General features: G+C 69.6%; 16 protein-coding genes. 10 read left to right on the top strand and 6 right to left on the bottom strand.

The window, feature by feature from the left end; genetic code table 11:
- The first annotated feature begins 26 nt into the window (after window positions 1-26).
- From Q8791_RS16180 to Q8791_RS16165, 4 genes are read left to right on the top strand one after another with little or no spacing between them, the layout of a single operon-like run.
- Window positions 27-188 carry an albusnodin family lasso peptide gene (locus tag Q8791_RS16180; protein WP_330092545.1) on the top strand — a complete coding sequence of 54 codons (162 nt, stop codon included), beginning with the start codon at window positions 27-29 and terminating at the stop codon, window positions 186-188.
- Between the two features lie 49 nt (window positions 189-237).
- Window positions 238-1,953, top strand: a complete 1,716-nt coding sequence (locus Q8791_RS16175; RefSeq protein WP_330092544.1) for an albusnodin/ikarugamycin family macrolactam cyclase — start codon at window positions 238-240, stop codon at window positions 1,951-1,953.
- Window positions 1,950-2,666, top strand: a complete 717-nt coding sequence (locus Q8791_RS16170; RefSeq protein ID WP_330092543.1) for a lasso peptide biosynthesis B2 protein — start codon at window positions 1,950-1,952, stop codon at window positions 2,664-2,666. The genes Q8791_RS16175 and Q8791_RS16170 overlap by 4 nt, the downstream gene beginning before the upstream one ends.
- Window positions 2,659-3,297 carry a GNAT family N-acetyltransferase gene (locus Q8791_RS16165; RefSeq protein WP_330092542.1) on the top strand — a complete coding sequence of 213 codons (639 nt, stop codon included), beginning with the start codon at window positions 2,659-2,661 and terminating at the stop codon, window positions 3,295-3,297. The genes Q8791_RS16170 and Q8791_RS16165 overlap by 8 nt, the downstream gene beginning before the upstream one ends.
- A 415-nt stretch (window positions 3,298-3,712) precedes the next feature.
- On the opposite strand, the gene Q8791_RS16160 is transcribed toward Q8791_RS16165, so the two are convergent.
- A complete protein-coding gene (locus Q8791_RS16160; protein WP_330092541.1) occupies window positions 3,713-4,255 on the bottom strand; it encodes an ATP-binding protein in 543 nt (180 codons plus the stop codon).
- A 426-nt stretch (window positions 4,256-4,681) separates the two neighbouring features.
- Between Q8791_RS16160 and Q8791_RS16155 the strand changes: the two genes are divergently transcribed.
- Window positions 4,682-5,488, top strand: a complete 807-nt coding sequence (locus tag Q8791_RS16155; RefSeq protein WP_330092540.1) for a helix-turn-helix domain-containing protein — start codon at window positions 4,682-4,684, stop codon at window positions 5,486-5,488.
- Window positions 5,488-5,700 carry a DUF397 domain-containing protein gene (locus tag Q8791_RS16150; RefSeq protein WP_330092539.1) on the top strand — a complete coding sequence of 71 codons (213 nt, stop codon included), beginning with the start codon at window positions 5,488-5,490 and terminating at the stop codon, window positions 5,698-5,700. The genes Q8791_RS16155 and Q8791_RS16150 overlap by 1 nt, the downstream gene beginning before the upstream one ends.
- An 81-nt stretch (window positions 5,701-5,781) precedes the next feature.
- On the opposite strand, the gene Q8791_RS16145 is transcribed toward Q8791_RS16150, so the two are convergent.
- The 4 genes from Q8791_RS16145 to Q8791_RS16130 all read right to left on the bottom strand — a co-directional run bounded on the left by Q8791_RS16145 (window position 5,782) and on the right by Q8791_RS16130 (window position 14,390).
- Entirely contained in the window at window positions 5,782-8,988 is a 3,207-nt protein-coding gene (locus tag Q8791_RS16145) for a type I restriction endonuclease subunit R (RefSeq protein ID WP_330092538.1), read from the bottom strand.
- The gene (locus Q8791_RS16140) at window positions 8,985-10,250 is read right to left on the bottom strand and encodes a restriction endonuclease subunit S (protein ID WP_330092537.1); all 1,266 of its coding nucleotides are present in this window, start codon (window positions 10,248-10,250) and stop codon (window positions 8,985-8,987) included. Before Q8791_RS16140 ends, Q8791_RS16145 begins: the two co-directional genes overlap by 4 nt.
- Complete coding sequence (locus Q8791_RS16135) at window positions 10,247-12,256, bottom strand: type I restriction-modification system subunit M (protein ID WP_330092536.1); 2,010 nt, start codon at window positions 12,254-12,256, stop codon at window positions 10,247-10,249. The genes Q8791_RS16140 and Q8791_RS16135 overlap by 4 nt, the downstream gene beginning before the upstream one ends.
- 70 nt (window positions 12,257-12,326) lie before the next feature.
- Entirely contained in the window at window positions 12,327-14,390 is a 2,064-nt protein-coding gene (locus Q8791_RS16130) for an N-6 DNA methylase (RefSeq protein ID WP_330092535.1), read from the bottom strand.
- A gap of 135 nt (window positions 14,391-14,525) precedes the next feature.
- Between Q8791_RS16130 and Q8791_RS16125 the strand changes: the two genes are divergently transcribed.
- The 4 genes from Q8791_RS16125 (at window position 14,526) to Q8791_RS16110 (ending at window position 24,731) form a co-directional block, all read left to right on the top strand.
- Complete coding sequence (locus tag Q8791_RS16125) at window positions 14,526-17,924, top strand: hypothetical protein (protein ID WP_330092534.1); 3,399 nt, start codon at window positions 14,526-14,528, stop codon at window positions 17,922-17,924.
- Window positions 17,921-22,609, top strand: coding sequence for a DEAD/DEAH box helicase (locus tag Q8791_RS16120; protein ID WP_330092533.1), 4,689 nt, complete (start codon window positions 17,921-17,923; stop codon window positions 22,607-22,609). Before Q8791_RS16125 ends, Q8791_RS16120 begins: the two co-directional genes overlap by 4 nt.
- Before the next feature lie 941 nt (window positions 22,610-23,550).
- Window positions 23,551-23,796: a hypothetical protein gene (locus Q8791_RS16115; protein WP_330092532.1), complete on the top strand. Its 246-nt coding sequence runs from the start codon at window positions 23,551-23,553 to the stop codon at window positions 23,794-23,796.
- A complete protein-coding gene (locus Q8791_RS16110; RefSeq protein ID WP_330092531.1) occupies window positions 23,793-24,731 on the top strand; it encodes an SRPBCC family protein in 939 nt (312 codons plus the stop codon). The genes Q8791_RS16115 and Q8791_RS16110 overlap by 4 nt, the downstream gene beginning before the upstream one ends.
- A gap of 214 nt (window positions 24,732-24,945) precedes the next feature.
- Here Q8791_RS16110 and Q8791_RS16105 read toward each other — a convergent pair.
- A partial coding sequence (locus Q8791_RS16105) for a bile acid:sodium symporter family protein (protein ID WP_330092530.1) occupies window positions 24,946-25,906 on the bottom strand: 961 nt, incomplete at its 5' end.

The raw sequence follows: 25,906 nt of genomic DNA, 5'->3' as shown, positions 1-25,906 counted from the left end.
CAGCACGAGAGAAGGAGCGCACAGCGATGCAGAACCGAACGGCAACGCAGGACCGCGCCCAACCGACAGACGCGATCGAGTCGGAAGCCACCCACTCTGTCGTCGTCGAGATCGGTGACGCCGTGGAACTGACCGAGGGAACCAGCAGCAGGAGCGGTAGCGAGGACAAGCGCTACAAGTACCGGTAGGCCGACGCGGGACCGGTGGCCGTGCTCCGCCCCGGAGAACAGGAGAGACATGGAATGGTTCGGCGGGGTGGTCGCGGCCACCGGTTCTTCCCCCCTGCGGCCCGCGTCCCCCTCATGGTCCTGGGCGCTTCCCTGCGGGGAGGTGTGGAGGGTGGGGCCAGGCACCGGGTCCGCCGTGACCGTCGCCGAGGCCGGTCCGGTGCGCGGAGCGGTACTCGGCAGCCACACGGTGTCCGCCGACTGTCTGCGGGCGTGGCTGTCGGCGGGTCGGCGCTCCGGTCCGCCCGTCTGGCCGGGCGCCTACGCGGTCGTTGTCGCGCGCCCGGGAGGGGCTGCCGTGTTCGCCGATCCGGCACACGCGCTTCCCCTCTACTTCTGTGAACTGGAGGGCGCGGTGGTCTGGGCCTCCTCCAGCCGTGCCCTGGCGGGTGCCATCGGTGGCGGGGTGGGCCTGGCATGGGTGTCGAGCCTGCTCATGGATCCGGCGGGAACACACGGGATGGAGCAGAGTGCTTTCCAGCGGGTGCGCAGCGTTCCTCCGGGGCACCGCCTGGACGTGAGCGCAGGAGGGCGGGCCACGGTTGCCCGGTGGTGGTCACCGCCCGGGAGCGTCCCGCGGGCGGAGGCCGTGCGGCTGTTCGGGAAAGCCCTGGGAGAGGCCGTCGCGGTACGGCACGCGCAGGCCGAGCACCTCTCCTGCGACCTGAGTGGAGGCCTGGACTCGACCACACTGTGCCTTCTGGCCTCGAAGCAGGTCGCGGGAGAGCGACCCCTCACGGCCTGGACGGTCCACCCCGCCTCCAGGAACCACGGCGGGGACCTGGATCACGCACGCGAGGCCGTGCGCGAGCGGCCCGACGTGAACCACGTGCTGCTTCCCCTGGGCGAGGCGGAACTCCCCTACGGCGGCCTGGAGCGGGTACCGCCGACCGACGAACCGGCTCCGGCCACCATCACCAGTGCCCGGCACGTGTTCGCCTACGAGCGGATCCACTCGTCCGGATCCACACTCCACATGACCGGTGACGGAGGCGACGCACTGCTGATGCAGTCTCCCGACCTCGTTCCCAGACTGGCGGCGCGCGGACGTGTGCTCCGTGCTCTGCGGGACCTGCACGGCTGGGCCAAACTCGACCGCGGGAGTCCGCTACGCCTGCTGTCACGCCTGGCCCGGGGAGAGCGCGGGCCTTCCCCGCGCTGGCTCACTCCGAAGGCCCGGGACATGGCCGCGTCGGGCCCCGACCGTGGAGCTGCGGGCCTGTTGCGCGGCGACGCGGAACTGCTGGGGCTGCACGGCATCGGACGCACCGCGCACGCGGACGCGCAGTTCGCCGCGTCCTTCGGCGTCCGCCTGGAGTCCCCGTTCCTGGACCGGGCCGTGCTGGAGGCCGCCCTGGCCTTCCGCGTCGGGGACCGGGGATCGCCCTGGAGCTACAAGCCGCAACTGACGGAGGCGATGAGCGACCTCCTGCCCGAGGCGATCGCGCGGCGCCGCACCAAGGGCGGCACGGACGCCGACCACCACCTGGGGTTGCGCGCGCACCTGCCGGAGGTGTCGGCCCTTCTCGACGGCTGGTTGGCGGGCCACGGCCTGATCGACCCTCGGGCGGTACGCGAAGAGCTGCGCATGGCGGCCTCGGGCAGGGACACGCCGTGGGGGCTGCTGGAGCCGGTGCTCGCCGCCGAGGTGTGGGGGCGCGCGGTCGAAGCTCACCCCCCGCCCCGGTGGACGCGAACCCCTGTGCGGCAGGAGGCGGGGGGATGACTCTTCCGCCGTCGCTCTCCCCCGCCCCGCACCTGCGGTTGGTCTGCTTCCCCTCCGCATGCGTCGCCCTGGACGCGGAGAAGGGTTCTGTTCTGCTGCTCTCCGAGGAAGCAGGCTTGGTCCTCACGCAACTGCGCGGCACAGGGGGCGCGACCTCGTCCCTCTCCCCGTGTCCGGCCCAGAAACGGGCACTTGTCGCTCTGATGGACGCGGGGGTGCTCATCCGAGGGGAGGAGGCGCGTGCATGGGCGAGGGTCAGGCCGGGGGTCGCCTCCTCTCCGAACTGGGGCACGCGGGACAGCCCTGCCGCGCTCGCGCCGATCCCCCGGGTTCCGCTGCGCTGGTACGCCCTCGGAGCCCTCGCGCTCCTCCTTGTGCTGGGCTGCGGGCTGAGGGGCCGGGGAGGCGCGTTCGCGCGTACCGGGCGCCTCGCACGGCGGAGATCAGCGGGCACCGCCGACCATGCCGCGGCGACCCGAGTCGCGTACTCCGTGAGGAGGGTGGGCCGTCTGCTGCCGTTCCGCGTGGCATGTTGGGAGGAGGCCGCGTCGACCGCCGTCGCCCTGCGCTGGGCGGGCTGTCGCGCCGACTTCCGGCACGGGGTGGCCACCGATCCGGTCCGGCTGCACGCCTGGGTCGAGGTCGGCGGCCGACCGGTCGCCGAGTCCGACGACATCACCGACTACACACCTTTCGAGGAGCCTGATGAGTGACATCGCCGAACCGGTCCTGTGGGCCGAGGCCGAGGGCATCGCCCTGGGGGCGCTGCGAGCCGACCTGGCCCGGGAGTACTGGCGGTGGGAGAGCGATCCCGGCGCCGTGCTCGGGTACGGGCGGCAGGTTCCCGAGAGCCCCGAGTCCCGGGCCGAGGGGTTGGAGCACCAGCTGCGCGGAGCCCCCGACCAGGCACGGTTCACCGTCTACGACGTCCGCGGGACCGACCCGGCCCCGTGCGGGCTGGCCAGCCTGCTCGTCGACCACCAGGTGCGTACCGCCGAGTTCATCCTGGTCGTGGCTCCTGAGGCCCGGGGGCGCGGTGTGGGCACCACGGCGACGCGGTTGACGCTGGACTACGCCTTCCACGTCATCGGCCTGGAGATGGTCTGGCTCAAGGTGTTGGAGCCCAACACCGCGGGCCGCAACGCCTACGCGAAGGCGGGTTTCCGGGAGGTGGGCACGATGCGCAGCGCAGGCGTCTGGAAGGGGCGCCGTTGCGGTGAGGTGGTCATGGACGCACTACCGCGGGACTTCCAGGGGCCGTCGGTGTACGAGGGCCGGGGTTCTCAGAACAGGACCGCGGTGAGGTGGTGGGCCAGTGCGCCCGCGAAGGCGGCCAGGGTGTAACCGGCCAGGCGCCAGACGGTCCTACCCGGGCGGCGTGGTTTGCGGTGACTGTTCGGGCGCCGGGAGCGGCGCGGCAGCGGCGGACGCTGTGGACGAGGCAGCGGGAGCGGCCCGTCGTCGGGAGCCGGTCGGGGCCCGGGAACCACCGGCACCGGCGAGCGCTGTGGTGGCGGCGAGGGCTTGCGTGGGATCTCGGGAGTCCGCGGGTCGCGTTCGGCCAACCTGGCTGCCTGGATCTCCATCCAGGCGGGCAGAACGCCGTGAGCCTGTCGGTACGCCACCCGGGGGTTGCCCTGCATCTGGGACAGCAGGCGCTGCTCACGGGTAAGCGACATCGAATGGCCAGGGCGCGAGAAGCGGCCGCCCCTGGGCGCCCCCAACACAGCTCGCACTCCCGCGGACACCGGCTCGGCGCTCATCGCACGGCCCCGGTCGCGGCGGTCGGGGTAGCTGGGGTGAGGGTGAACTCGGCCCACACCGCAGTGCCCGCCCCCGCGAAGGACGGGAAGTCCACCACGGCCTGGCTCCCCCACCGGGCGGCCAGGGAGTCGATGAGCAGCAGCCCCCGGCCGCGCTCGGCCTCCTCCCACTCGGTCGCCGTGCGCTGACGCGGGATCTCCGGGAGGGACGGAGCCCCGGCCCGAACCCCGTCGTCGACGACCGCCAGGTACAGGGTGGCTGCGGTCGGCATGGAAAGGGTCCGGACGACCCTGCCACCCTCCTCGCCGGAACGGGAGTGGGCGACCCCGTTCGCGAACATCTCGCTGGCGCACAGCACCACCGTGTGGGCCAGATCCGGGCACAGGCCCTGCAGGCGGAACAGGTCGGCGCACAGGTCCTCCCGGACCCAGGAGGCCTGGGAGAGCTCACCGGGGTAGACGCGGGAGGGCCAGCGACGCTCCGCGAGGGGCGGGGTCGGGGTGTGGATCAGCGCACAGGGGTGCGGCACAATGGCCATGTCGATGGCTCCTTCTTCTTCAAAGCTGTGGGTGGTTGTCGGCTTGGGCTCTGGAGGCGCTGCAATCGCCCCCAGAGCCCGTTTTCATGTAGCTGCCCTCAGTAGGCGGCCATCCTGGCGGTGAGTGAACCCCGCCAGGGCCTGGCAAGATCCCCGGTGCTCTTCCCGCGCCGCCTCGTGCTACGCACAGAGTTCACCGAGGCAGGAAGCCCTCTTCCGAAGAACCATGCGGGGATCTCACCCCACCCCCTAAGCTAGAGACCAGCCTTACAAGTTACAAGGCCTGCATTTAAACTGGCCTGCATTATTGACACATGTCCTTTTTGATGCGATGCGATGATGTGGGCCTCCGCCATCCGATGTGACGACGACCGAACGAAGGAGGCCTCCGTGGCCCAGGGCTCCCCCGTACGCAGGCACTACCTGGTGAGTCAGCTCAAGCGACTCAGGTCCCAGGCCAAGCTGTCCCAGGAGCAGGTCGCCAACGAGCTGGGATGGGACACCAGCAAGCTCTACAGAATCGAGAACGGGCGGTTCGTCCGACTTACGACGGAGGCTGTGGCAGCGCTCTGCCGCCTGTACGGGGCGAGCGACGCGCTCCGGGAAGAACTGGTGGAGATCGCCAAGGCGGCCCGTAAGCAGAAGCCCTGGTGGTTCCAGCACGAGGACGTGGCTGGCAACGCCTTCTACAGCCTGGAGAACGAGGCCACCAAGATCCAGCAGTACGCCATGGGAGTTGTCCCCGGCCTACTCCAGCACCCGGACTACATCGAGGCTCTGATGTCCCGAGGTCTCCTGACAGATCCGGAAGAGCGCCAGAAGCGTATTGCCGCCCGGATCGAACGCTGCACCAGCATCCTGGATCGCGACGCCTCGCCGCGGATCTGGGCGGTCATCGACGAGTCGGCGCTCCGCTGCCTCGTCGGCGGCCCGGAGGTGATGCGGACCCAGTTCCAGCATCTGATAGAGCTGAACAACCGGCCGAATATCGACATTCAGGTCCTGCTACTGTCCAAGGGCATGGCGCAATCCTGCGGCTACACCCTGCTGCATCTCGGCGAAACCGACCGCGTGGGCTACATCGATGTCCCTCCGAGCGGACACTTCTTCGAGGGTGGCCACGAACTGGCCGACCATGAACACGGGTTCGAGTACATGCAGGCCGCTGCCCTTCCGTTGGACGACACGCAACACTTCATTCGCCGCTTGGCGGACGATCTGGAGAAGCCCTGATGACTGAGCACGAAGCCACCGAGGCGACGTCGGTTCCCTTTTCCCCATGGCACACAGCCAGCTACAGCGTTGAGCGAGGCGAATGTGTGGAGGTCTCCGAGGGGCCGGTCACCGGGGTCCGGGACACCAAGCACCGCGAGCTCGGAGCCCTCTTCTTCAAACCGGAGGAGTGGCAGGCCTTCCTCGACACCGCTAAGGGCGCTCCGCTCTGACGCACAGCGAAGAACACTCGGCCCCGCCTGCTGTGAGTCAGCAGGCGGGGCCGAGGTCTTAGCGGACCGATGGAGTGTGGCTCAGACAGTGCTGAGGCCGTTGCGCTGGCGCAGGAGCCGGTAGGCGGCCCGGCTCATCGCCCGGTTGATGGAGCTCTGGAAGTCCGGCTCACCGATGTAGCGCTCGGTGAACTCCACCCCGCTCTCGTAGCGGTCCATGACGGCGTCCTTCATCGCCGGCTCGAAGGCGTGGCGGAAGGCCTCCTCGTCGTTGCGGACGGCGGCCATCTCCACGTCGGGGTTGTCGACGACCGTCTGGAAGCGCTCCTCCATCATGAGCCGGTCGGCCTCGTTGAGGTCGTGGCCGAAGTGCTCGTTGAAGAGCTCGATGAGCTCCGACAGCAGCTCCTTCTTGGGGTCGTAGGCCCCGCCGGCGCCGTCGGAGAAGCCGGGCAGCTCCTGGTCTCCCTCGGGGCTGAGCTTGAGGTCGTGCTCGCCGGTGCGGAACATCTTCAGGTGGCTGAGATCCACCTCGCCGATGTCGACGCCGCCGTCGGTGCGGGCGGGCAGCCTGCGCAGCAGGAACCGGCCGTACAGGTAGAGGCGTTCGAGTGCGGCGTCCGGGTAGCGCATCACCTGCGAGAGGAACGCGTACTTGGTGACGTAGTCGTTCAGGTCCGCGCGGAACCGGTCGGCGCCGTCGCGGTCGTCCTCCTCCTCGCTGTCCAGGAGGGCGGCGTAGCGGTCCACGGCCGAGGCGATGAACCGGTTGAGTTCGGGGTGGTTGCGCACCGCCTCGTCCCCGATCCCGGCGTCGAGTCCGTGGAAGGCCTCCGCGAACCCCTGGAGGTCGGGTTCGTGGACGACGTCCACGTCGTGCATGACCCGGTACTGGATGGTGTGCAGGATGTCCGGGTCGGCCTCACTGGTGACGGCTCGCTCGTAGTAGGGCAGGAACGACTGCCGGATCTCCTCCGCGTCGTTGGCGAAGTCCAGGACCCGCAGGTCACTTTGGCTCTTGAGCGGGTGTGTGCGGTTGAGCCGGGACAGGGTCTGCACGGCGGCCACGCCCTTGAGGGACTTCTCCACGAACATGGTGGTGAGCAGCGGCTGGTCGAAACCGGTCTGGTACTTGTCGGCGACGATGAGGAGCCGGTACTCCTGGGCGCCGCGCGCTGCCGCGTTGGCGTCGTCGGCCCGGGTGTAGCCGAAGCGCTTGGGCAGTTCCGCCTCGGGGAAGCCGTTGAGGGAGGACTCGGTGACGTCCTCACCTGATATGGGGTGCGTGAGGGAACCGGAGAAGGCGACCAGGGCCCCCGGGTCGGGGGCGCCGCTGTCCGCCAGGTAGCTCTTCACGGCGAGGTACATCCGCAGGGCCGCGGCACGGGAGCTGGTGACCACCATGGCCTTGGCCCGTCCGCCCATCTGCTTGCGGGTGACGGCGTTGAAGTTCTCCACGATGATCTCGGCGTGCTGGGCGAGCGTCGAGTCGTGCAGCAGGGCGAACCTGGCCAGCTGCGACTTGGCCTTGCCCGCGTCGACCTCGGAGTCCTCGGTGTTGCCGTTGAGCAGCCGGTACTGGGTGGCGTAGGTGATGTAGCTGCGCAACGGGTCGAGGATGAACCCCTCCTCGATGGCCTGGCGCATCGAGTAGGTGTGGAAGGGCTCGAAGTCGCCGGTGGCCTCGTTGCGCACCCCGAACAGGTTGAGGGTCTTGTGCTTGGGGGTGGCGGTGAAGGCGAAGTAGGACAGGTTGGCGCTGCGTCCCCGGTAGGCGGCCGACTTCAGGAGCGCCTCCTCGGTGGACTCGGGGCCCAGGACACTGGTGGCGCCGGTGCCTCCGGTGTTCTCGGCGTCGTCCGTGTCCTCACCGTCGTCGTCGGTGTCCAGGCCCAGTTCGCGCAGAGCCTTCTTGACGTCCTTGGCTGCCTCGCCGCTCTGCGAGGAGTGGGCCTCGTCGACGACGATCGCGAAGCGCCCGCCACGGATCTCGGTGGGTTCCCGTTTCAGGTAGTCCAGCAGGGCCGGGAAGGTCTGGAGAGTGACGACGACGATGCGCTCACTGGAGGTGGCCAGTGCCTCGGCGAGCTGCGCGGACTTGGAGCCGCCCTTGCCTCCGACCCAGCGAACGAGGCCGGCCACCTGGGAGAAGTCGCCGACGGTGTCTTTGAGCTGCTTGTCCAGGACCGACCGGTCGGTGATGATCACGGTCTTGTCGAAGACGGGGGTGTTGGGCTCCAGGCCCGCGTCAGCGGCGGCCGGGTCCATGAGAGCACGGTCGGCGGGGGTGTGCAGGGAGGAGAGCCGGTGGGCGAGCCAGGCGATGGTGTTGGACTTGCCCGACCCGGCCGAGTGCATGACCAGGTAGTTGTTCCCGGCCCCGTGGCGGGAGGCGTGGTCGACCATGCGGCGCACGGCGTGCCACTGGTGGTACCGGGGGAAGACGACGGTGTCGCGGCGTCGGCCCTTGCCGTCCTTGTCCCGCTTGACGTGGACGAACCTCTCCAGCAGGTCCATCCAGTTGTCGACGTCCCAGACCTGCTCCCACAGGTAGGCGGTGCGGTACCCAGAGCTGTCGGAGGCCGGGAGGGGGTTGCCCGCCCCGCCGGTGCGGCCCGCTCCGTTCGAGCCCGTGTTGAAGGGGAGGAAGCGGGTGTCCTTGCCGGCGAGCCTGGTGGTGAGGAAGACCAGGTCGGGGTCGACGGCGAAGTGCACGAGGGCGCGTTTGGCGAAAAGGAGTTCGCGCGGGTCACGGTCGCGGGCGTACTGGTGCTTGGCGTGGTTGACATTCTGCCCGGTGAGCGGGTTCTTCAGCTCGGCGGTGGCCACGGGAAGCCCGTTGACGAACAGCACCAGGTCCAGGGCGTTGCCCTGGTCGTCGTCCTTCGCGGCATAGCGGAGCTGGCGGGTGACAGTGAGCCGGTTGCGCTCGTAGTCGTCGAGGGCGCCCTCGGCGATGGTGTGCGAGGGCTTGAAGTAGGCGAGGTCGAACTTCAGGCCCTCGACGGTGGCGCCCTTACGCAGGACGTGGAGGGTTCCCTCGGTGTCGACGCGCTTGGCGAGCGTCTTGGCGAAGGTGGCCTGCGCCTGGTCCTGGCTGCCGCCACAGCGCGCGACGAGCTCGTTGAAGGTGTCGATCTGGGTTGCGCCGAGGAAGGTGAAGAGCTGAGCGGTATCCAGGCCGAGTTCGCGACGGTAGCCGGAGTTGTCGCCCTGGGTCCAGCCGCGCCCTGTCATCGAGGCGACGATGTGGTCCTCGAAAGTTCTCTCGTCGTACACGGGGCTCATGACAGGTCGGCTCCTCGCGCGGTAGTGACGTCGATCTGACCGGTGACAGCTGCAGTGATCAGGGCATGCTTGCGCTCCTTCAATAGACTAATTTTTCGATCCACCTTACACGCCAAATGGTCAATTTCTCCAACTCGCGATTGTATTTCATTGACAATTTCTTCCTGCGTAAGAATTGGCGGCAAGGGGACGCGAATAGAATAAAGGTCTGGCATGAAGACGGTCACGTTTGTGGTGCCAACTTGAACGCTCTCAAAATATTGCTTCATCGACCTCAATAGATAAAGAAGATAAGTAGGATTAATGCGATCGCCGCACGTCCAAGTGACAAAGTGTTGACTCACTGCCATTTCTTTGCCCATTATAGTAGAAAAACCCACCGAGGCAGTCCTCGACAGGACGACCGTTCCAGCCGGATGCAGGACTGCGGAAGAACCATCGAGTCCCAACTGGCTGATCATTTGAGTGGTACTACCTATGACCTCCTGACGAGGGTCCCTCATCCTCCCAACATCAAACAGGGAAATCCAAGGAATATCGCAATTCTCCCAATATTTCGAATTTGTTCTACTTGGCGTATGCCCGGTCCCCAGTCGGGCAATATACTTAAGTGGGACCACCTCCCAAGATTCAGGCACCCCAGAGACCCACCCAAGAGCAACATCTTTATGCCGACCTCGGACCCGAGAACCCAAGGCCTCGGAGTAAATCAACTCCGCGCGCTTATCATTCAAGAGTGCACGGATTCTTTCAGAAGCGGAGACAAGGGCTTCTAGTCGAGAAACCTCAATATCGAGAAAGTCAGCAATGATCCGCTGTTCAGAGAAACTTGGACATTCCACCTCAAAATCCGCAAGAGCACCAGAGGACAGTTCGGAGAAAGTAGTTCCCATTCCGGCTGCGCGAAGATCATTTTTGCGCGCCTCTAGTTGGTACCTGAAAAACCTCACATCCGATTCACCAAGCGGAACGAGCGCACGACACCCCTGATTGAAGGCAATAGGAATTTCGGCGATGGCCGTGTAGCCGATCGGAGCACGGGTCGAAAGAAGAATAGATCCTCTGGGAACTACAGACGAACTACTTTTCACACCAACTTGGGTCAGAGTTCGCTGCGTTTCTGATACACCTATCGCACCATTGGCAAGATCAACAGGAGTGGCCCATGGGATGGAACCTCCCCAGTTCTCTTCCGAAGCTGTCGGCGTACCACCATTAAAAATCTTGAACAACCTGCGCAGAGGAAGTGATGTCCGGGTCACTTCGTCACCTCTCCCAAGAGTCGCTGGATCTCGGCCTCAAGCTCCTTCAACTCCGCGTCGATCTCCTCCAGTGGCCGTGGGGGCGTGTACACGTAGAAGTGCCGGGTGAAGGGGATCTCGTAGCCGATCTTCGTCTTCGTATGGTCCACCCAGGCATCGGGCACGTGCGGCAGGACCTCGCGCTCCATGTAGGCGTCGATGTCCGCATCCAAGGGGATGTTCTCGAAATCGCGCAGATCCGCGTCCGGCTCCGGCTGACCCTTCTTCAGCTGCACCTCGCCCTCGGGGTCACGTACCGACACCGCGCTCCACACGGCCTTGGTCACAGCCGTCGGCGGTTTGTCCACTCCGCCTTCGGCGAGCGCCTGCTGAACTCGGTCGGCGAACTCGGTCCGCTTGAAGCACGGTTCACCGCCCTCCAGAGCCCGCACTGCGTCGATCAGCTCAGCGCGCTGCTCGTACTTGGCCGTGGTCTTTCCCTTGTCCAGGGCGGCGGCCAACCCGTCCAGGATCTCCTCGGTGACCTCGAAGCGCAGCTTCAGCGGGCGCTCCACGGTGATGCGCCGGTAGCCGAAGTCCTCGTTGCGGAACACCTTCACCTTGCCGTGCAGCGGGTGCCCGGGGTCCTCCGCGACACCGTGCGCGTCCGCGTACAGCTGCGTCAGCTCGGTGATCTGCTCGTCGCTGATCTGCTTGCGCTTGTCCCCCAGGGACTTGCGCATCTTCACCCAGTGCTCGCGGGCGTCGATCAGCTTCACACGACCCCGGTGGGCACGGTCCTTGCGGTTGGTGAGGATCCAGAAGTAGGTGGAGATGCCGGTGTTGTAGAACAGCTGGTCGGGCAGGGCCACGATGGCCTCCAGCCAGTCGTTCTCCAGGATCCAGCGGCGGATCTCGGACTCGCCGGACCCGGCGGCGCCGGTGAACAGCGGGGACCCGTTGAAGACGATCGCGATGCGGCTGCCGCCGCTCCGCTCTCCGTCGGTGCCGACGGTGACCGGCTTCATCTTGGAGACCATGTGCTGGAGGAACAGCAGCGACCCGTCGTTGATGCGCGGCAGTCCGGCGCCGAACCGGCCCGAGAAGCCGAGCTCGTGCTCGGCCTCCACGTCGTCCTTGACCTTCTTCCACTCCACCCCGAACGGCGGGTTGGCGAGCATGTAGTCGAACGTGCGGCTCTTGTGCCGGTCGTGGCTGAAGGAGTTGCCGAACTTGATGCGCTCGGGGTCCTGGCCCTTGATCATCAGGTCCGAACGGGAGATCGCCCACGACTCGGGGTTGAGCTCCTGGCCGAACACGACCGCCTTGGCGTCCGGGTTGAGGGCCTTGATGTGGTCGTGCATCTCGGTGAGCATGCCGCCGGTGCCGCACGCCGGGTCCAGGATCTGGCGGATGATGCCGGGGACCCGCAGGGCGTCCTCGTCCGGGGCCAGGAGGAGGTTGGCCATCAGCTTGATGACCTCTCTGGGGGTGAAGTGCTCACCCGCGGTCTCGTTGGACATCTCCGAGAACTTGCGGAGGAGCTCCTCGAAGACATAGCCCATCTGCACGTTGGAGACCCGGTCCGGTGACAGGTCCAGGTCGGCGAACCTGCCCACCACCTGGTAGAGCAGACCGGAGTTGTCCAGCTTGCGGACCTGGCCCTCGAACTCGTACTTCTCCAGTACCTCGTGGGCGTTGTGGGAGAAGGCGTTGATGAAGTGGGTGAGGTTGTTCGCCGCCTGGGAGGGGTCGGCGGCGATGCGCTCGAAGGTCAGCGGGCTGGTGTTGTAGAAGCTGTGACCGGCGGCCCTGAGCACGAACTCGTGGTGGACGGACTTGTCCTTGAACTTCTCGTGTGCCTCCAGGACCTGCTTCTTCGTGGGCTCCAGGACGCAGTCCAGGCGGCGCAGCACGACGAACGGCAGGATCACCTTGCCGTACTCGGACTGCCTGTAGTCGCCGCGGAGCAGGTCCGCGACCGACCAGATGAAGCTCACCAGCTCCTGGTGGGTACTCGAATTCACCGGGGGTCCTTCCGAAGGGGTGTGCGGCTGAGGGGTCGTAGTGGGGTGGAGGATTCTCAGTCTGGCGGGTTCAGGGAGCGTCCGCGGCCCCTCCCGGGAGAGGGGCGGGAGGCGCGAGAAGCCCGGACCGGAGCCCGCCTGCGAGGCGCTCCCCCAGATCGGACGCGGCCTCGCGGGCGCGGTCGAGTTCGGTCCGGAACTCGTGGAGCTCGCGGAACGCGGCGCCGTAGCGCCGCTGGTCCTCCAGCGGCAGCAGGGGGACGCGCAGTCGGCGGAAGTCCACGCGCAGGACCGTCGACCCGTGCCCCGCCCGGCGCAGGTTGTCCTCGTCCTCGAGGAACCCTGCCAGGAACCAGGGGTCGACGTGCGCGGGATCCGAGCGCAGCAGGTACAGCTGGTGCCCCAGAAGGGCCCCGGCGTCGGTGTCCGCGGCCACCCTGACCCGGGAGTGCCTTCCCCTGGCCATGTTGGCGGGGACGATCACGTCGCCGGCCCGGATGGTCCGGTCGCCCGTCTCCTCGGGATCCACGGGCTCGGGCAGACGCTTGCTCGGCGCAACGTTCCTGTTGACGTCGCCCGGTGTCAGTACCCTCGGGCCGTTCCCCTCGTCGGGCTCGACGAGGGGTGAGGACACCGCCTGGTACACGACCAGGGCACCGGACCGGCCCAGGTCGGCGATCGTGACCATCTGCCACCGCTCCCCGTCCTGGGCGCCCCATCCCTCTCCGGGAACCGACGAGCGGGTGCTGTCCAGGGCGAGGAGGAGCCTGCGCCGGACCTTCCCGGCACGCGTGCGGGCCTCGGCGGGATCCGCCTGCGGTGCGGCCACGGGAAGGTGGCGGTCGGGGGTCAGGTCCACGGTGTCGTCCAACAGCTCGATCGCCGGCACGGCACGGCAGAAGCCGGGGACGTCCGCCGTCGTCCCGGGGGTCCTGAGGAAGCCGCGCCAGGTGTCGGTGACGGCCCGGTTGACCTTCTCCCACTCGACGGGGCGGCGCTCGCTCCCGTCGGAACCGGCGACCGCGCCGGCGGCTGCTTCGACGAAGAGCACCACGGGGGTCGGCGCCGCCTCCGCCTCGGGTGGGGACAGCACCCACAGCTGCAGGGCCACGTGGACCGGCGCCGCGGCGCCCACGGGCAGGCCGATGACCGCACGCAGCGCCCCGCGGCGCAGCAGTTCGCTGCGGATGCGCCGCCCCGAGGGGCGGGAGGCCGCGGCCGGGGGCATGAGCACGACCACGCGGCCGCCGGGCCGGGTGTGTGCCAGGCAGTGCTGGATCCAGGCCAGTTCGGACTCGGCCCGGGGGGGCACGCCGTAGGCCCAGCGCTCGTCGTAGGCGAGTTGTTCCGCCCCCCAGTCCCGCTGGTTGAAGGGCGGGTTGCACAGCACCGCGTCGAAGCGGCGGCCCTGGAATCCGTCGTGGGTCAGCGAGTCGCCCGGCACGATCTCCGCGGGTACGTCGCCGGACACGATCGCCGTGCGCGCGCGGGCCAGGGCCGCCAGGGACACGAGCACCTCCTGGCCGGACAGGTCCGAGGCCCCCCGCGCCGAGGCGGCCCGGAGCAGTGTTCCGGTGCCGCACGCGGGATCGAGTACGTCGGCGCCCCGCACACCGGCCAGGTCGGCCATCAACTCCGCCAGTGGCCCAGGCGTTACGTGGGCCTTGCCACCCAGAGCGTCCTGGTAGGCGTCATGCACATGATCGGAGAGTTCACGGGCCAGGGCCTGGGTGGGCGCCGACCGCAGCAGTTCCTCGGCCAGCCCGCTCCCCCCCTGGCTCACGGCCAAGCGCTCCCGCGCCGCTACGACGAAGGAATCCTCATCTCCCCCCTCCCGGACCAGGCCGAGCAGAAGGGCTTGGACATCGGCGACCGTGTCCTCCAGGCCGCCGCCCTCGGAGGCGAGTGCGCGCACCCGCTCCCAGACGTCCTCGTGGGGCGCGCGCTCGGGAAGCCGCCCGCCGCGTCGAAGCCACTCCTCGACCCCGTCCCGGTCGAACAGCGAGCGGTTGCCCGTGCCCCCGACCGCTTGCGGGAAGTCCTTGTGGCGTCTGCGCCAGTTACTGACCGTGGTTCGGCTCACCCGCGCGATCCGCGCGATGTCTGCCGCGGTCACGTGTGCGTGTTCCGCCATCGAGGCCCTCCCTTCCAGAACTGAGGACAGTACACCACAGCCAAATACTGGTTGACAATGTTTTCACGCACTCTCTATGTTGATGACATTGGTGATCCTACGCCGTGCCAACGACACACCCCCCTGGAGTCGGCCATGTCCATGCCCCTTCCCCTGCCCTTCGAACAGGAGGACGTTCCGGCCCGTGCCCAGAAGGTCACGCCCCGGCAGCTGCTCGACATCCGCGAGTCCGAGTGGCGTCCGCACCTGGAGTCGGTCTCCCTCGTCTCCGAGGCCCCCTTCCGGCAGCAGCAGCTCGACCAGGCCGCGCGGGCGCTGGGCTCCGTCCTCACCGAGGAACTCGACGTGTACCAGCGTGCCAAGCTGCACCGCTGGCCCGCGTGCACGGCTGCGGTCACCGTGGGCATCGCCACCCATCGCTACGCGAGCGGCACCTTCTGGCCGTCCCTGTGGGAGACCACCCGGGTGAGCGCGTCCCGCCAGGACCGCGACGCGTGGGGGACCAACTTCCTGCGGTCCCTCGAGATTTTGGGCGTCGACACCTTCCCCGGCATGAACCACCGGTACGTCGACCCGATCCTGATGCACTCGGGCATCCCCACCTACTGCCTGGGCGACCTCTTCGACCTGCTGCTGCACCGCGGCTCCGTCGATCCCGGCGTGGACGCGCACGGACTCCACCTGTGGGCGGTCTCGGGCCGTCACCGGCTCAAGGACCTGGACATCCCCGCCCGCAGGTTCCTCTCCTCCGGCGGCGACTACGCCCTGGAGACCATCGAGCGGTGCCTGCAACTGCTGGACCTGCTGCGTGAGGACCCCGCGTCGAAGACCCGCGAGGCGGGACTGCTCCCACGCTTCCACGCACCCGCGCTGGAGGCCCTGGAACGCGCCGGGAGCCGAGGGGCGCTTCCCCGGCACACCCTCTCCACGGCCTCCCGACCGCGCACGACCCGGCCCCGCCTGCGGCTGGACCCCTCCGTCCACGGCGTCCACCTCGTCCTGCCCTCGATCGAGGACAGCGCCAACCTCGACGTCCTGTGGGAGATCACGACGGACGACGGCACCCGTACCGTGCGCGACCGTCCCCGGTGGGGTGCGGGGGCGGGCGAACAGACCGTGTTCGCCCTGCCCCGGCCCACCAGGTCGGTGAGCGTCACCCCGAAGGGGCTCGGTGTACGCGAGCAGCTGACCCTGATCGACCCCGACGACCCCCTGCTGGTCTTCGACGACGCCGGCTCCCTGGTGGAATCCGACACGGCGCTGCCACCGGGGCCGGTGTGGGTGCTGCACCCGACCGCCCAGACCCTCGACCTCTCCGAGGGCGTCGGACGACTCGGCCGGTTCGACGTGCCCTACGGCTGGGAGGGCTGGACCCTGCTCCGGCTGCGCCTGGAGCGCAACGCGCGGATGGGCCTGGAGAACCACCGCGAGCACTGGGTGCGGGGCCGTGAGCGGCCACGACTGGAGGTGTCGGCGCCCCTCCCCGGAGTGAACACGCCGCACGGCGTCCCCGTTCACGCCGAACGCCCCACCGTCGTGCTCCCCGACGCGGAAGGCGCCCTGGTGGAGTGGCAGGTGGAGGTGCGTTCGGCAGAGGAGGGGCGCCTGGTCTCCCGCGTGCGGGCCCACTCGGGTGAACACGTGCGCCTCTTCGAGGGCGCCTCCCCTGTCGTGGGCTCCTTCACGGTGAACGTGCGCGGCCCCCTGGGCCGCGGTATCAACCGCCAGATCACGCTGGCCGAGGGGTTCGGGGTTCGGCACAGCCCCGGTGTCCGTGTCCTGGAGGCCCGCGGGCTGGTCCCCGCCCAGACGTGCCTGTCCTCCCCCGAGGGCGCCGACGCAGATCCGGAACGCCTGTCCTTCACCCCTGGCGAATCCGCTCTCCCCGCGACGCTCCGGTCGGGAACGTCGGCCCTGCCCGTGACCGTCAGTCCTCCGCACATCCGCCTGCTGACCACGGGCGGGCACGCCCCGCAGTGGCGTGCCGAGCCGCTGCGGCTGGACTGTGAGACCGTCGCGGACTACGGGGACCTCCTCGTCCGGCTTCCCGGGGACGGCGCCCACCCCGCCCCCCTGCACGTCCTGCACGGCGACGAGGTCGTTCAGCGCGTGGACGCGGGCTCGGCCGTGGGACCGGGAACCCATCGCTACCCCCTCGGCCAGATCGTGGAGACCGCCGCGGCCCGGCGGCACCTGCGCCTGGTCCTCGGCCACGACGGCGCGGTGGTCCCCGTCGCCCTCGTCCGTCCCCGCCGCTTGGCGAACGGGGCCGAACTCCGTGAGGGCGCCGTGGAGCTCGACGGATTCCCCGGCATCGACGAGGTCAGCGCGGCCGTGTACACGTGTGGTGCCCCGTGGCGTCCGCCGACGGTCCTGCCCGTCTCCGCGCAAGGCCGTATCGCCCTGCCACCCGGGCTCGCCGGACCGGTCCGGATCCTGCTCGCCGTGGACGACCCGTGGTCGTTCACCGACTGGCCGCGCTGGCCCGGAGCGGGTGACCCCAACTCCCTGACCTGCGACCTCTCCGGACGGCCCGAGGGCGGCGATCCGGAGGAGGAGCTGCTGTGTTCGGCCTTCGCCACCGGCGAGGGCCTGGACACGCTTCCCCTGACGCACGACAACGCCGCCCGGCTGTGGCGGGTGCTGGGTGCCTCGGCCTCGCTGCTCACCGATGTGGCCGCCGACCGGATCGACGCCTGCGCCACCGCGCTCGGCCGCTCCCCCGTCCCCGCCCTCCTCGCGCACGGGACCGCCCGGCCCGACGCCGACGAGAGCGTGTGGGCGCTGGTCGCCGGAGGGATCGTCACGGTGCCCGCGGGCAGCCGTGTCCCAGCCGACCAGGCGGCGGAACTGTGGCACCGCCTGCCGGTCGCGGCCGTCCTGGCCACCAGCGACCTCCTGCCCCTGGTCGACACCGCCTCCCCCGCGCCCGAGCACGCCGACCTCCTGGAGCAGTTGGAGCAGCGGTGCGGCCCGATCGCCACCGACCTGCTGAGGGGCGACCCGGACCCGGCGCGCGGATCGGGGAGGTTCGACGCCACCGCCGAGCAGCTGGCACTCATGCCCGAGGAACAGGTCACCGCGATCTGGAGGGAGGCCCGGGTCGTGCCCCGAGCCCTGCTGGACCAGGACTCACGCACCCAGGCGGCGCTCGGGCTGTTCACCGCGCGCAACCGGTCCGAACTGTACCGGGTGCGGCGGGCCGCCACCGATATCACCGACAGCGTCCTCCGCCTGGCCAGAGGGCTGTCACAGACCTACCGGGGTCCGACCACCGCGCTGTTGGAGCCCCGCCACACCGCCGGGGCCTCCCCCTGGCGCAACCTTCCGGCGGCCTCACTGGCCATGGCCCTGACCGCACGACTGGCCGCCCGCGGCGTGCCCGCCTTCGCCTCGCTCGCCCGGGGTCAGCGGACGCTGTGGGGCGACCTCGCCCGCACCGCGCCCGACCTCGTCCGCATCGACATAGTCCTGGCCGAACTGGCTCTCGCCGGAGCCGAACGTGCCCGCCTCGCCAAGGAGCAGACCCGATGACCTCCCAGATCGACCCCATCGACGTCAGCACGATGATCAGCGGCGCCTACCGCCGCTACCTGCGTTCGCTCCTCCCCCTCCGGGACCCGGTGCTGGCGGAGGCCCTGCACGAGCAGATCGCCGAAAGCCCGCTGCTCAGCAAGGGGCCGCTGTTGGAGGCAACCCCCGCCTACGAGACAGGCCGCACCCCGCGCGAGCTCATCGCCGAGGGGGTCCTGGCACCCGGGTTCGCCGCGCCCGACGGACCCGCGATCCACCTGGACCGCCCGCTCTACACCCACCAGGAGGAGGCCGTCCGCAAGGCCGGCGCCGGACGCAACCTGGTGGTGGCCACCGGCACCGGTTCAGGCAAGACCGAGAGCTTCCTGCTGCCCATCCTCAACGAGATCCAGGCCGAGCACGAACGCGGCGAGCTGGGACCCGGGGTGCGGGCGATCCTGCTCTACCCGATGAACGCGCTCGCCAACGACCAGCTCAAGCGGCTGCGGGAGGAGCTGTTGGCGAGCAGCCCCCACATCACCTTCGGCCGCTACACGGGCGAGACAAAGGAGAGCGAGGAGGAGGCCCTGGACTCCTTCCGCGACCTGCACCCGGGCCTGGCTCCGCTTCCCAACGAACTGCTCAGCCGGGAGCGGATGCGCCGCGACCCGCCCCACCTGCTGCTGACCAACTACGCGATGCTGGAATATCTACTGCTCCGGCCGGCCGACCTGGACCTGTTCGAGGGCGAGCACTCCGGCCACTGGCGGTTCATCGCCCTGGACGAAGCGCACGTCTACGACGGGGCCAAGGCCGCCGAACTGGCGATGTTGCTGCGCAGGCTGCGCGACCGCGTCGCACCGGAGCAGCAGCTCCAGTGCATCGCGACCAGTGCGACCGTGGGCGACGACCCAGGTGCGGTCACCACCTTCGCCGAACGGCTCTTCGACGCACCCTTCACGTGGGATGACGGCGACCCCGACCGGCAGGACCTGATCCGGGCCACCCGCCGCGACACCATGCCCGACACCGTGTGGGGGCCGCTGCCCGCGGTCGACTACCACGCCGCGCGTCGCGCATCCGACCCGGGACAGGCCCTGCGGGAGGCAGCCTCCCTCCACGGTGCGGACGGACCCGACGCGTTCCACCTGCTGGCCGGGGAGAGGCGGTTCCAGCACCTGCGGGTCCTGCTGGCCAGCGGCGGTCCCAGGCCCCTGGACGAGCTGGCCGAGGACCTGTTCTCGGCCGTGCCGGACACCTCCGGCGCGGCCGCGGACCTGACCGCGGGCGACCGGGTTCGCGCGCTGGCCGACCTGGTGGCCCTGGCGGGCGCGATCAGCGACGCGGACGGCAGTCCGCTCCTGTCCACCCGCTACCACCTGTTCACCCGGGCCACCGACGGAGCTTTCACCTGTCTGTCCGAGAGCGGGCCCCACGTGTCACTGGCCCGGCACGAGACCTGTGCCGACTGCTCGGCCCCCGCGTTCGAGTTCGGGGCGTGCAAGCGCTGCGGCGACCTCTACCTGGTCGGCAGCCTCGAGGCTGCGGGGACCGGCTTGAGGCTGCTGCCGCCCGGTTCACGCCAGAAGACTCCCGAGTGGCTGCACATGGGGACCGCGCCCATCACCCTCGACGACGATGACGACACCCTCGAGATCGGACACAAGCCCAACCCTCAGAGCCGCTACCTGTGCGCCGGGTGCGGAACGCTGTCGGACTCGCCGGGCGGGGCGTGCGCGGTCACGTGCCCCGACCGCTCCCTGCGCGAGGTACGCCTGATCAGGACGCGCGGCGACCGGGCCGACCGCTGCCTGAACTGCGGCGCTCTGGGAAGCAGTACCCTGCGCCGGTTCGAGAGCGGACACGACGCCTCCCCGGCCGTGGTGGCCACGGCCCTGTACCAGGCGCTGCCGGAGGACACCGACGCCCAGGTAGCCGACCGTCCCGGGGGCGGCCGCAAACTGCTGATGTTCAGTGACAGCCGCCAGTCCGCCGCGTTCTTCGCCCCCTACCTGGAGAGCAGCTACCGGCTGTACCAGCGCCGCCGCCTCATCCTCGACGGGATGGCGGCCATTCACGACCCCGACGACGAGCTGCGGGTGGACGACCTGGTGGACGCGACCGCGCGGACCGCGAAGCGCGCGGGCGAGTTCGACCACAAGGTGTCCAAGCTGAAGCGGACCGCCACCGTCGCCCCCTGGGTGATGGGCGAACTGGTCAGCATCGACGACCGGCAGTCGCTGGAGGGCCGGGGACTGCTCCGGGTCGGGCTGACGCGCCCCCGCGGGGTGAGGCTTCCCCCCGCCTTCACCAGGCTCCTGGGGCTGGAGGAGCAGGAGGTGTGGGACCTGTTCGGGGAACTGGCGCGCACGCTGCGCCAACAGGGCGCTCTGACCATGCCCGAGGACGTGGCCGCCGACGACGAGGTGTTCGCGCCGCGGCGAGGCCCCATCTACGTCCGGCAGACCGGGGCCGACCGCAGGAGGAAGGTGATCAGCTGGCTGCCCACCTCGGGGCAGAACCGTCGTCTGAACTACCTGGACCGGGTCCTGAAGCGGTTGGGTTCGGCCGAGGAGCCGAGGACGGTGCTCGCGAAGATCTGGGATTTCCTGCGCTCGACACCGGACGGGTGGCTGGTGTCGTCGGACGTGCGCGGTCTGGGCACGGTCTTCCAGGTCAGCCACCGGGATCTGGAGGTCTCACAGGTCGGACCGGACACGGCCCCCCACCAGTGCGACAGCTGCCGGCGCCTGCACCCGGTGTCGGTGCGCGGAGTGTGCCCGACCATGAACTGCCCCGGGACCCTGCGTCCCTACGACATCCCCGACCCCGACAAGGACACCGACCACTACCGCCACCTGTACCGCACCCTGAACCCGGTCGCCCTCTCCGCCAGTGAGCACACCGCCCAGTGGAGGAGCAAGGTCGCCGCTCAGATCCAGCAGGACTTCATCGGAGGGAGGGTGAACGCCCTGTCCTGTTCGACCACGTTCGAGTTGGGTGTGGACGTGGGTGAGCTCCAGTCGGTGTTCATGCGCAACATGCCCCCCACCACGGCGAACTACGTGCAGCGGGCGGGCCGGGCGGGGCGGCGCAGCGACTCCGCAGCGCTGGTCGTCACCTACGCCCAGCGCCGTTCCCACGACCTGTTCCGCTACCAGGAGCCGGAGAAGATGATCGCGGGTCAGGTGCGTGCCCCCTACGTACCGCTCGGCAACGTCCGCATCGACCGGCGCCACGCTCACTCCGTGGCCCTGGCGGCGTTCTTCCGCCACTGGTTCCAGGAGACCGGGGAGTCCTGGAAGCGCGCCGGTGAGTTCTTCCTGTCCGATGACGAGGGAGCACCCGCGCCTGTCGCCCGGGTACGGGATTTCCTGTCCCCCGTTCCGGAGGGCGTCACCGGTGCGCTGCGGCGCGTCCTGCCCGAGGATGTCGCGCGGGAGATGGGTGTCGACGAAGGCAGGTGGGTCGGCGAGCTGTGCGACCTTCTGGAGGTCCTACGGGAGGAGGTCGTCGAGGACGTGACCGATTTCAGGCGTCGGCGCCTGGAAGCCTTCGAAGCAGGCAAGGACAGGTTGGCCGCGCGTTTCGGCGAGACCATCAACACGGTCCTGAAGCGTTCGCTACTGGGTTTCCTGGCCACCCGCAACGTCCTGCCCAAGTACGGCTTTCCCGTGGACACGGTCGAACTGCGGACCCACCATTCCAAGGAGGCCGTCGGAGGAAAGCTGGAACTGGCACGCGACCGGCGTTCGGCCATCTACGAGTACGCGCCCGGCGGTTCCATCATCGCGGGCGGCAAGAAGTGGACCTCGGCGGGCGTGTACCGCCTGCCCGGGCGGAACCTGCACGCCTACCACTACCGGGCCTGTGAGGAGTGCGGCTACTACAGCGAGTCCAAGGACCCACTGGAGGCCGTGTGCCGCTCCTGCGGCGCGATGGCCCGGGGTGTGCCGACCAAGTACATCGTTCCCGAGTTCGGATTCGTGGCCGACGCCCGTGTGGAGCCCGCCGGGACGAAAGCACCCGAGCGTTCGTGGCACGGAGCCACCCACGTTCTCAGGCTGGCCGCCGAGCCCAGGGACTACCTCTGGCCGCTGCCGGGTGGGGGCGAGGTGCACTGCCGTGCGGGCAGCAGGGGAGAGCTCGTGGCCATCTCCGACGGTCCGGCCGGTCAGGGGTACCGGATCTGCGGCTGGTGCGGCTGGGGCAGGGGGACGGCCGCAGGCAAGCCCCCCACCGAGCACATCAACCCCATGAAGGGGACGGAGTGCGCCGGGCCCCTCAGCCACCTCTCCCTAGCGCACCGGTACGAGACCGACATCATTGACATCTCCTTCGGCGGAAGGCTCGACGTCGGCAGGGCCTCACCGCAGAGCCGCCACTCACTGCTGTACGCGCTGCTCGAAGGGGCCTCCTCGGCACTGGACATCAGTCGGGACGACATCGAGGGAGCGATGTTCCGGCGTGCGGGGGGAACCACGGCGCTGGTGCTGTTCGACACGGTGCCCGGCGGCGCGGGCGGCGCCGAACGGATCGCCGCGGCGTTCCCGGACGTGCTCACAGCGGCCCGGGCACGGGTCGACGAATGCGACTGCGGGGTGGAGACGTCCTGTTACGGATGTCTGCGCAACTACCGCAACCAGAACTTCCACGACCTCCTGCGCCGCCAGGACGCCCTGGCGGCGTTGGACTGCCTGATGTAGCCACCGGCGAGGGCGGTCGGCCCCGGCAGACCCGGCGCTCAGGCAAGCACCGGTCTCAGCAGGTTCACGACAACGGCCACCGCCCGTCATCGATCGTCGCGCGGACAACGAGAGGGCGGGCGGTGGCCTCGGGGCCCATGTGTGGCGACTCAACCCGAGCCACGTCTTACAGTGCGCGAATACCCGACGCGCTCAGCATCCGCGGAACTCGACATCCCCGGGGGGACGTACACGTCGCCTCGCGGAGAACGGTCTCGGGCGCGAGATCCGCCCCTTCTACCGGGCACGGCCGCCATCAGCGACGTCCGCACGGTGCCGGAACCGGGTGTCTGACGGACCGGCGCCCGGGTCGGCTGGAAGCCCGGGCGCCGGCCTCTCATCGGGGAGTGGTCAGTCGAAGTGGCAGCGGGGGTGCGGGACCAGCCCCAGGGGCCGCTTCGGGGGCCGCGGACAGCGTCCCCGCGCACGGACGCGGTCGTGCCCGCCGGGGGTCTTGCGACGGGCTGGCGTGTCCCTCTCCTCCGCGGGGGCGCTGGTGGCGATCTGGGCTGGAGGGGCGCAGGGTGCGAGGAGCATGTGGGGGTTTCCCAGGGCCGCTGTGAGCGCGAGCGCGAGGAACCCGGAGCAGGGGAGGGAATGCGGACGACGTTGCTCAGGCATACACAGCAGCCTGCCAACAATCACCCTGGGTCGCGCACTGATCACAGCAAGAGCGGCGACCGGTTCAGGCCATGGGGACAACACATGAACCTCGCCCCACACGGGTAGCGCTCAGGCACCGAAGGCGACGAAACCGTCCTCATGGGTGTTTTCCAGAAACGATGCCACCCGGAGCACCATGCCCCGCCACCGGCGCGGAGTCCGTCTGCCGCGCGAGCCCGCACCGACACACACGCGCAACCCAGGTTGACAGCGAAGGTCGCGCAACCTAGGTTGACGGCATGGACGCGGTAGAACTGGCAGCCGTCGCCTCGGACACGTCGACCCCTGTACAGGGCCTGCGTGCCGTCGCCTCGTTGCGCACGGTGGTCGACTCCCTGGAACTGCGGCAGGTCGAGGAGGCCCTGCGAGCGGGCGAGTCGTGGACCTCCATCGCCGCCGCGCTCGGGGTGACCCGTCAGGCCGTCCACAAGAAGTACGGAAAACGGCTGCGTCACGTCGAAGCGATCGAAAGAGGACAACGATGACGAACCCGTCGAAGCAGGGCCTGCTCAGCAGGGGATACGACCGGGCCGCGATCCAGGGGGCCGCGAGCCGCGAAGCAGCGCGCGCGGGCCGGCACGAAGTCGGCTTCGAGCACCTGCTCCTGGGGATTCTCGTCAACGGCGGCCCGGGCGCCCGTCTGCTCATGAACGCCGGGGTGAGTCTGTCCGAGGTGCGCTCGGCGATCGGCGAGCTCCTCCGGGAGGATCTCTCCCTGCTCGGCATCGACGCGCCCGTGCCGGCTCCCTCCGACGGGCAGCCGCCGGGGTTCCTTCCGCTCACTCCCCGCCTGGAGGAGATCGAGTTCGACTGCCCGTGGGCCGGGGGCGACGCAGCCCTGCTCGCGGCGCTGATCGACGACGAGGGAGGTCGGGTGCGGCGGCTGCTCGACCGGCTGGACGTGGACACCGACGAGATCCGGCGTGGCCTCGGTGAGCCGTCGGCAACTCCCCGGGCCCCCGAGCCGTCCCCGGCGAACGGCTCCCCCGCCGACGGCCAGCCGCCCGAGGGGCGGGAGTACACGACCTACGACCTCGAGGCGCCCGTGTCGGCGCAACGGGTCTGGCAGCTGGTCAGCGACCCGGAGCGCCGGAGTGAGTGGGAGCCGTCCGCCGTGTCGTCGCGGCGGCTCGGCGGCGGTGTCGTGGAGCTGACCACGGCGTCGGGAGAGACGGTCCGGGAGACGATCACGCACAGTGTCCCCGACCGCGAGGTCACCTGGACGCGGGACCCGGATTCCGAGGCCTCCCGTACGGTGCGGATCGTCATCGAGCCGGTCGGCGACCACGCCGGGCTGCACCTGCGCATGGACTGGCCCAACGCCGTGCGGGGCAGGATCGCCAACCGTGCTCTCAGGTGGATCAGCCGGAACATGTTGCGGGCCGGCGCCCAGGCCATCGCCCACGCCGCCGCGTCGTAGCGGCCCTGCCCGGGCGGAGGGCCCTGGCCGGAAGTCCCGCCCCGGCGCGCGGCCCGGTCGGCTTCCTCGAGGCCCCACAGGGACGCGGGTGCGGCTCGGGCGCGCACCCGCCGGCGCACCGCACCCGCTGACGACGCTGTGCCCCGCAGGTGAGGACCTGCGGGGCACAGCGTTCGGACCCGGATAGCCGACGGCATCTCCGTCCTGGGGCGGGTCAGTCCCGGGGGGAGGCCTCCGGGGATGCGGCACCGGCCTCGCTCCCGGTCTCGTCCCGGGGGGCGCTGCGGGCCCAGTAGGTCGCCATGGCCGCGCCGGACAGGTTGTGCCAGACGGAGAACAGCGCGGCGGGCAGGGCCGCGAGCGGGGCGAAGTGCGCGGTGGCGAGGGCGGCGGCGAGACCGGAGTTCTGCATGCCCACCTCGACGCTGACCGCGCGCCGGGCGCTCTCGGGCATCCCGCCGACCACGCCGACCAGGTATCCCAGGCCCAGGCCGAGGGAGTTGTGCAGCACCACGGCCAGGGCGACGAGGAGTCCGGTGGACAGCACCGCGTCGGCGTTGGCCCCGACCACCGCGGCGACGACGAGGACGATGCCCACGACCGACACCAGCGGCAGCACCGGCAGGATGCTCTCCACGAACCTCTTCGCCGCCATGCGCAGCAGCAGGCCCGCCACGACCGGGAACAGGACCACCTGGAGGATCGACAGGAACAGGTCGGACGCGGAGACGGGCAGGGACGACCCGGCGAGTCCCAGCACGAGGAGCGGGGTCACCAGCGGGGCGAGCATGGTGGAGATGGAGGTCATCGCCACGGAGAGGGCCACGTCGCCGCGGGCGAGGTAGACGATGACGTTGGAGGACGTGCCACCGGGCGACGAGCCCACCAGGACCATGCCGACGACGAGGAGGGGCGGCAGGCCGAGCGCGTGGGCGATGCCCCAGCCCAGGAGCGGCATGACCGTGTACTGGGCGAGGACGCCGAGGAGGACGGCCTTGGGGTGCTTCGCGACGATGGCGAAGTCCACCGGGCGCATCGTCAGGCCCATCCCGAACATGATGACGCCGAGCATTATCGGTGTGTACGGGGCCAACGGGGCGGCCTGCCCAGGGGCGAGTAGACCGACGACCCCCGCGACCAGGACCAGCAGTGCAAACCACTGACCTGCGAAATCG

Origin of the sequence: Nocardiopsis codii (assembly GCF_036327455.1) — a bacterium.
Taxonomy (GTDB): domain Bacteria; phylum Actinomycetota; class Actinomycetes; order Streptosporangiales; family Streptosporangiaceae; genus Nocardiopsis; species Nocardiopsis codii.
Note: the sequence above shows the minus strand (reverse complement) of the source record. Positions and strands in the feature narration are given on the sequence as shown.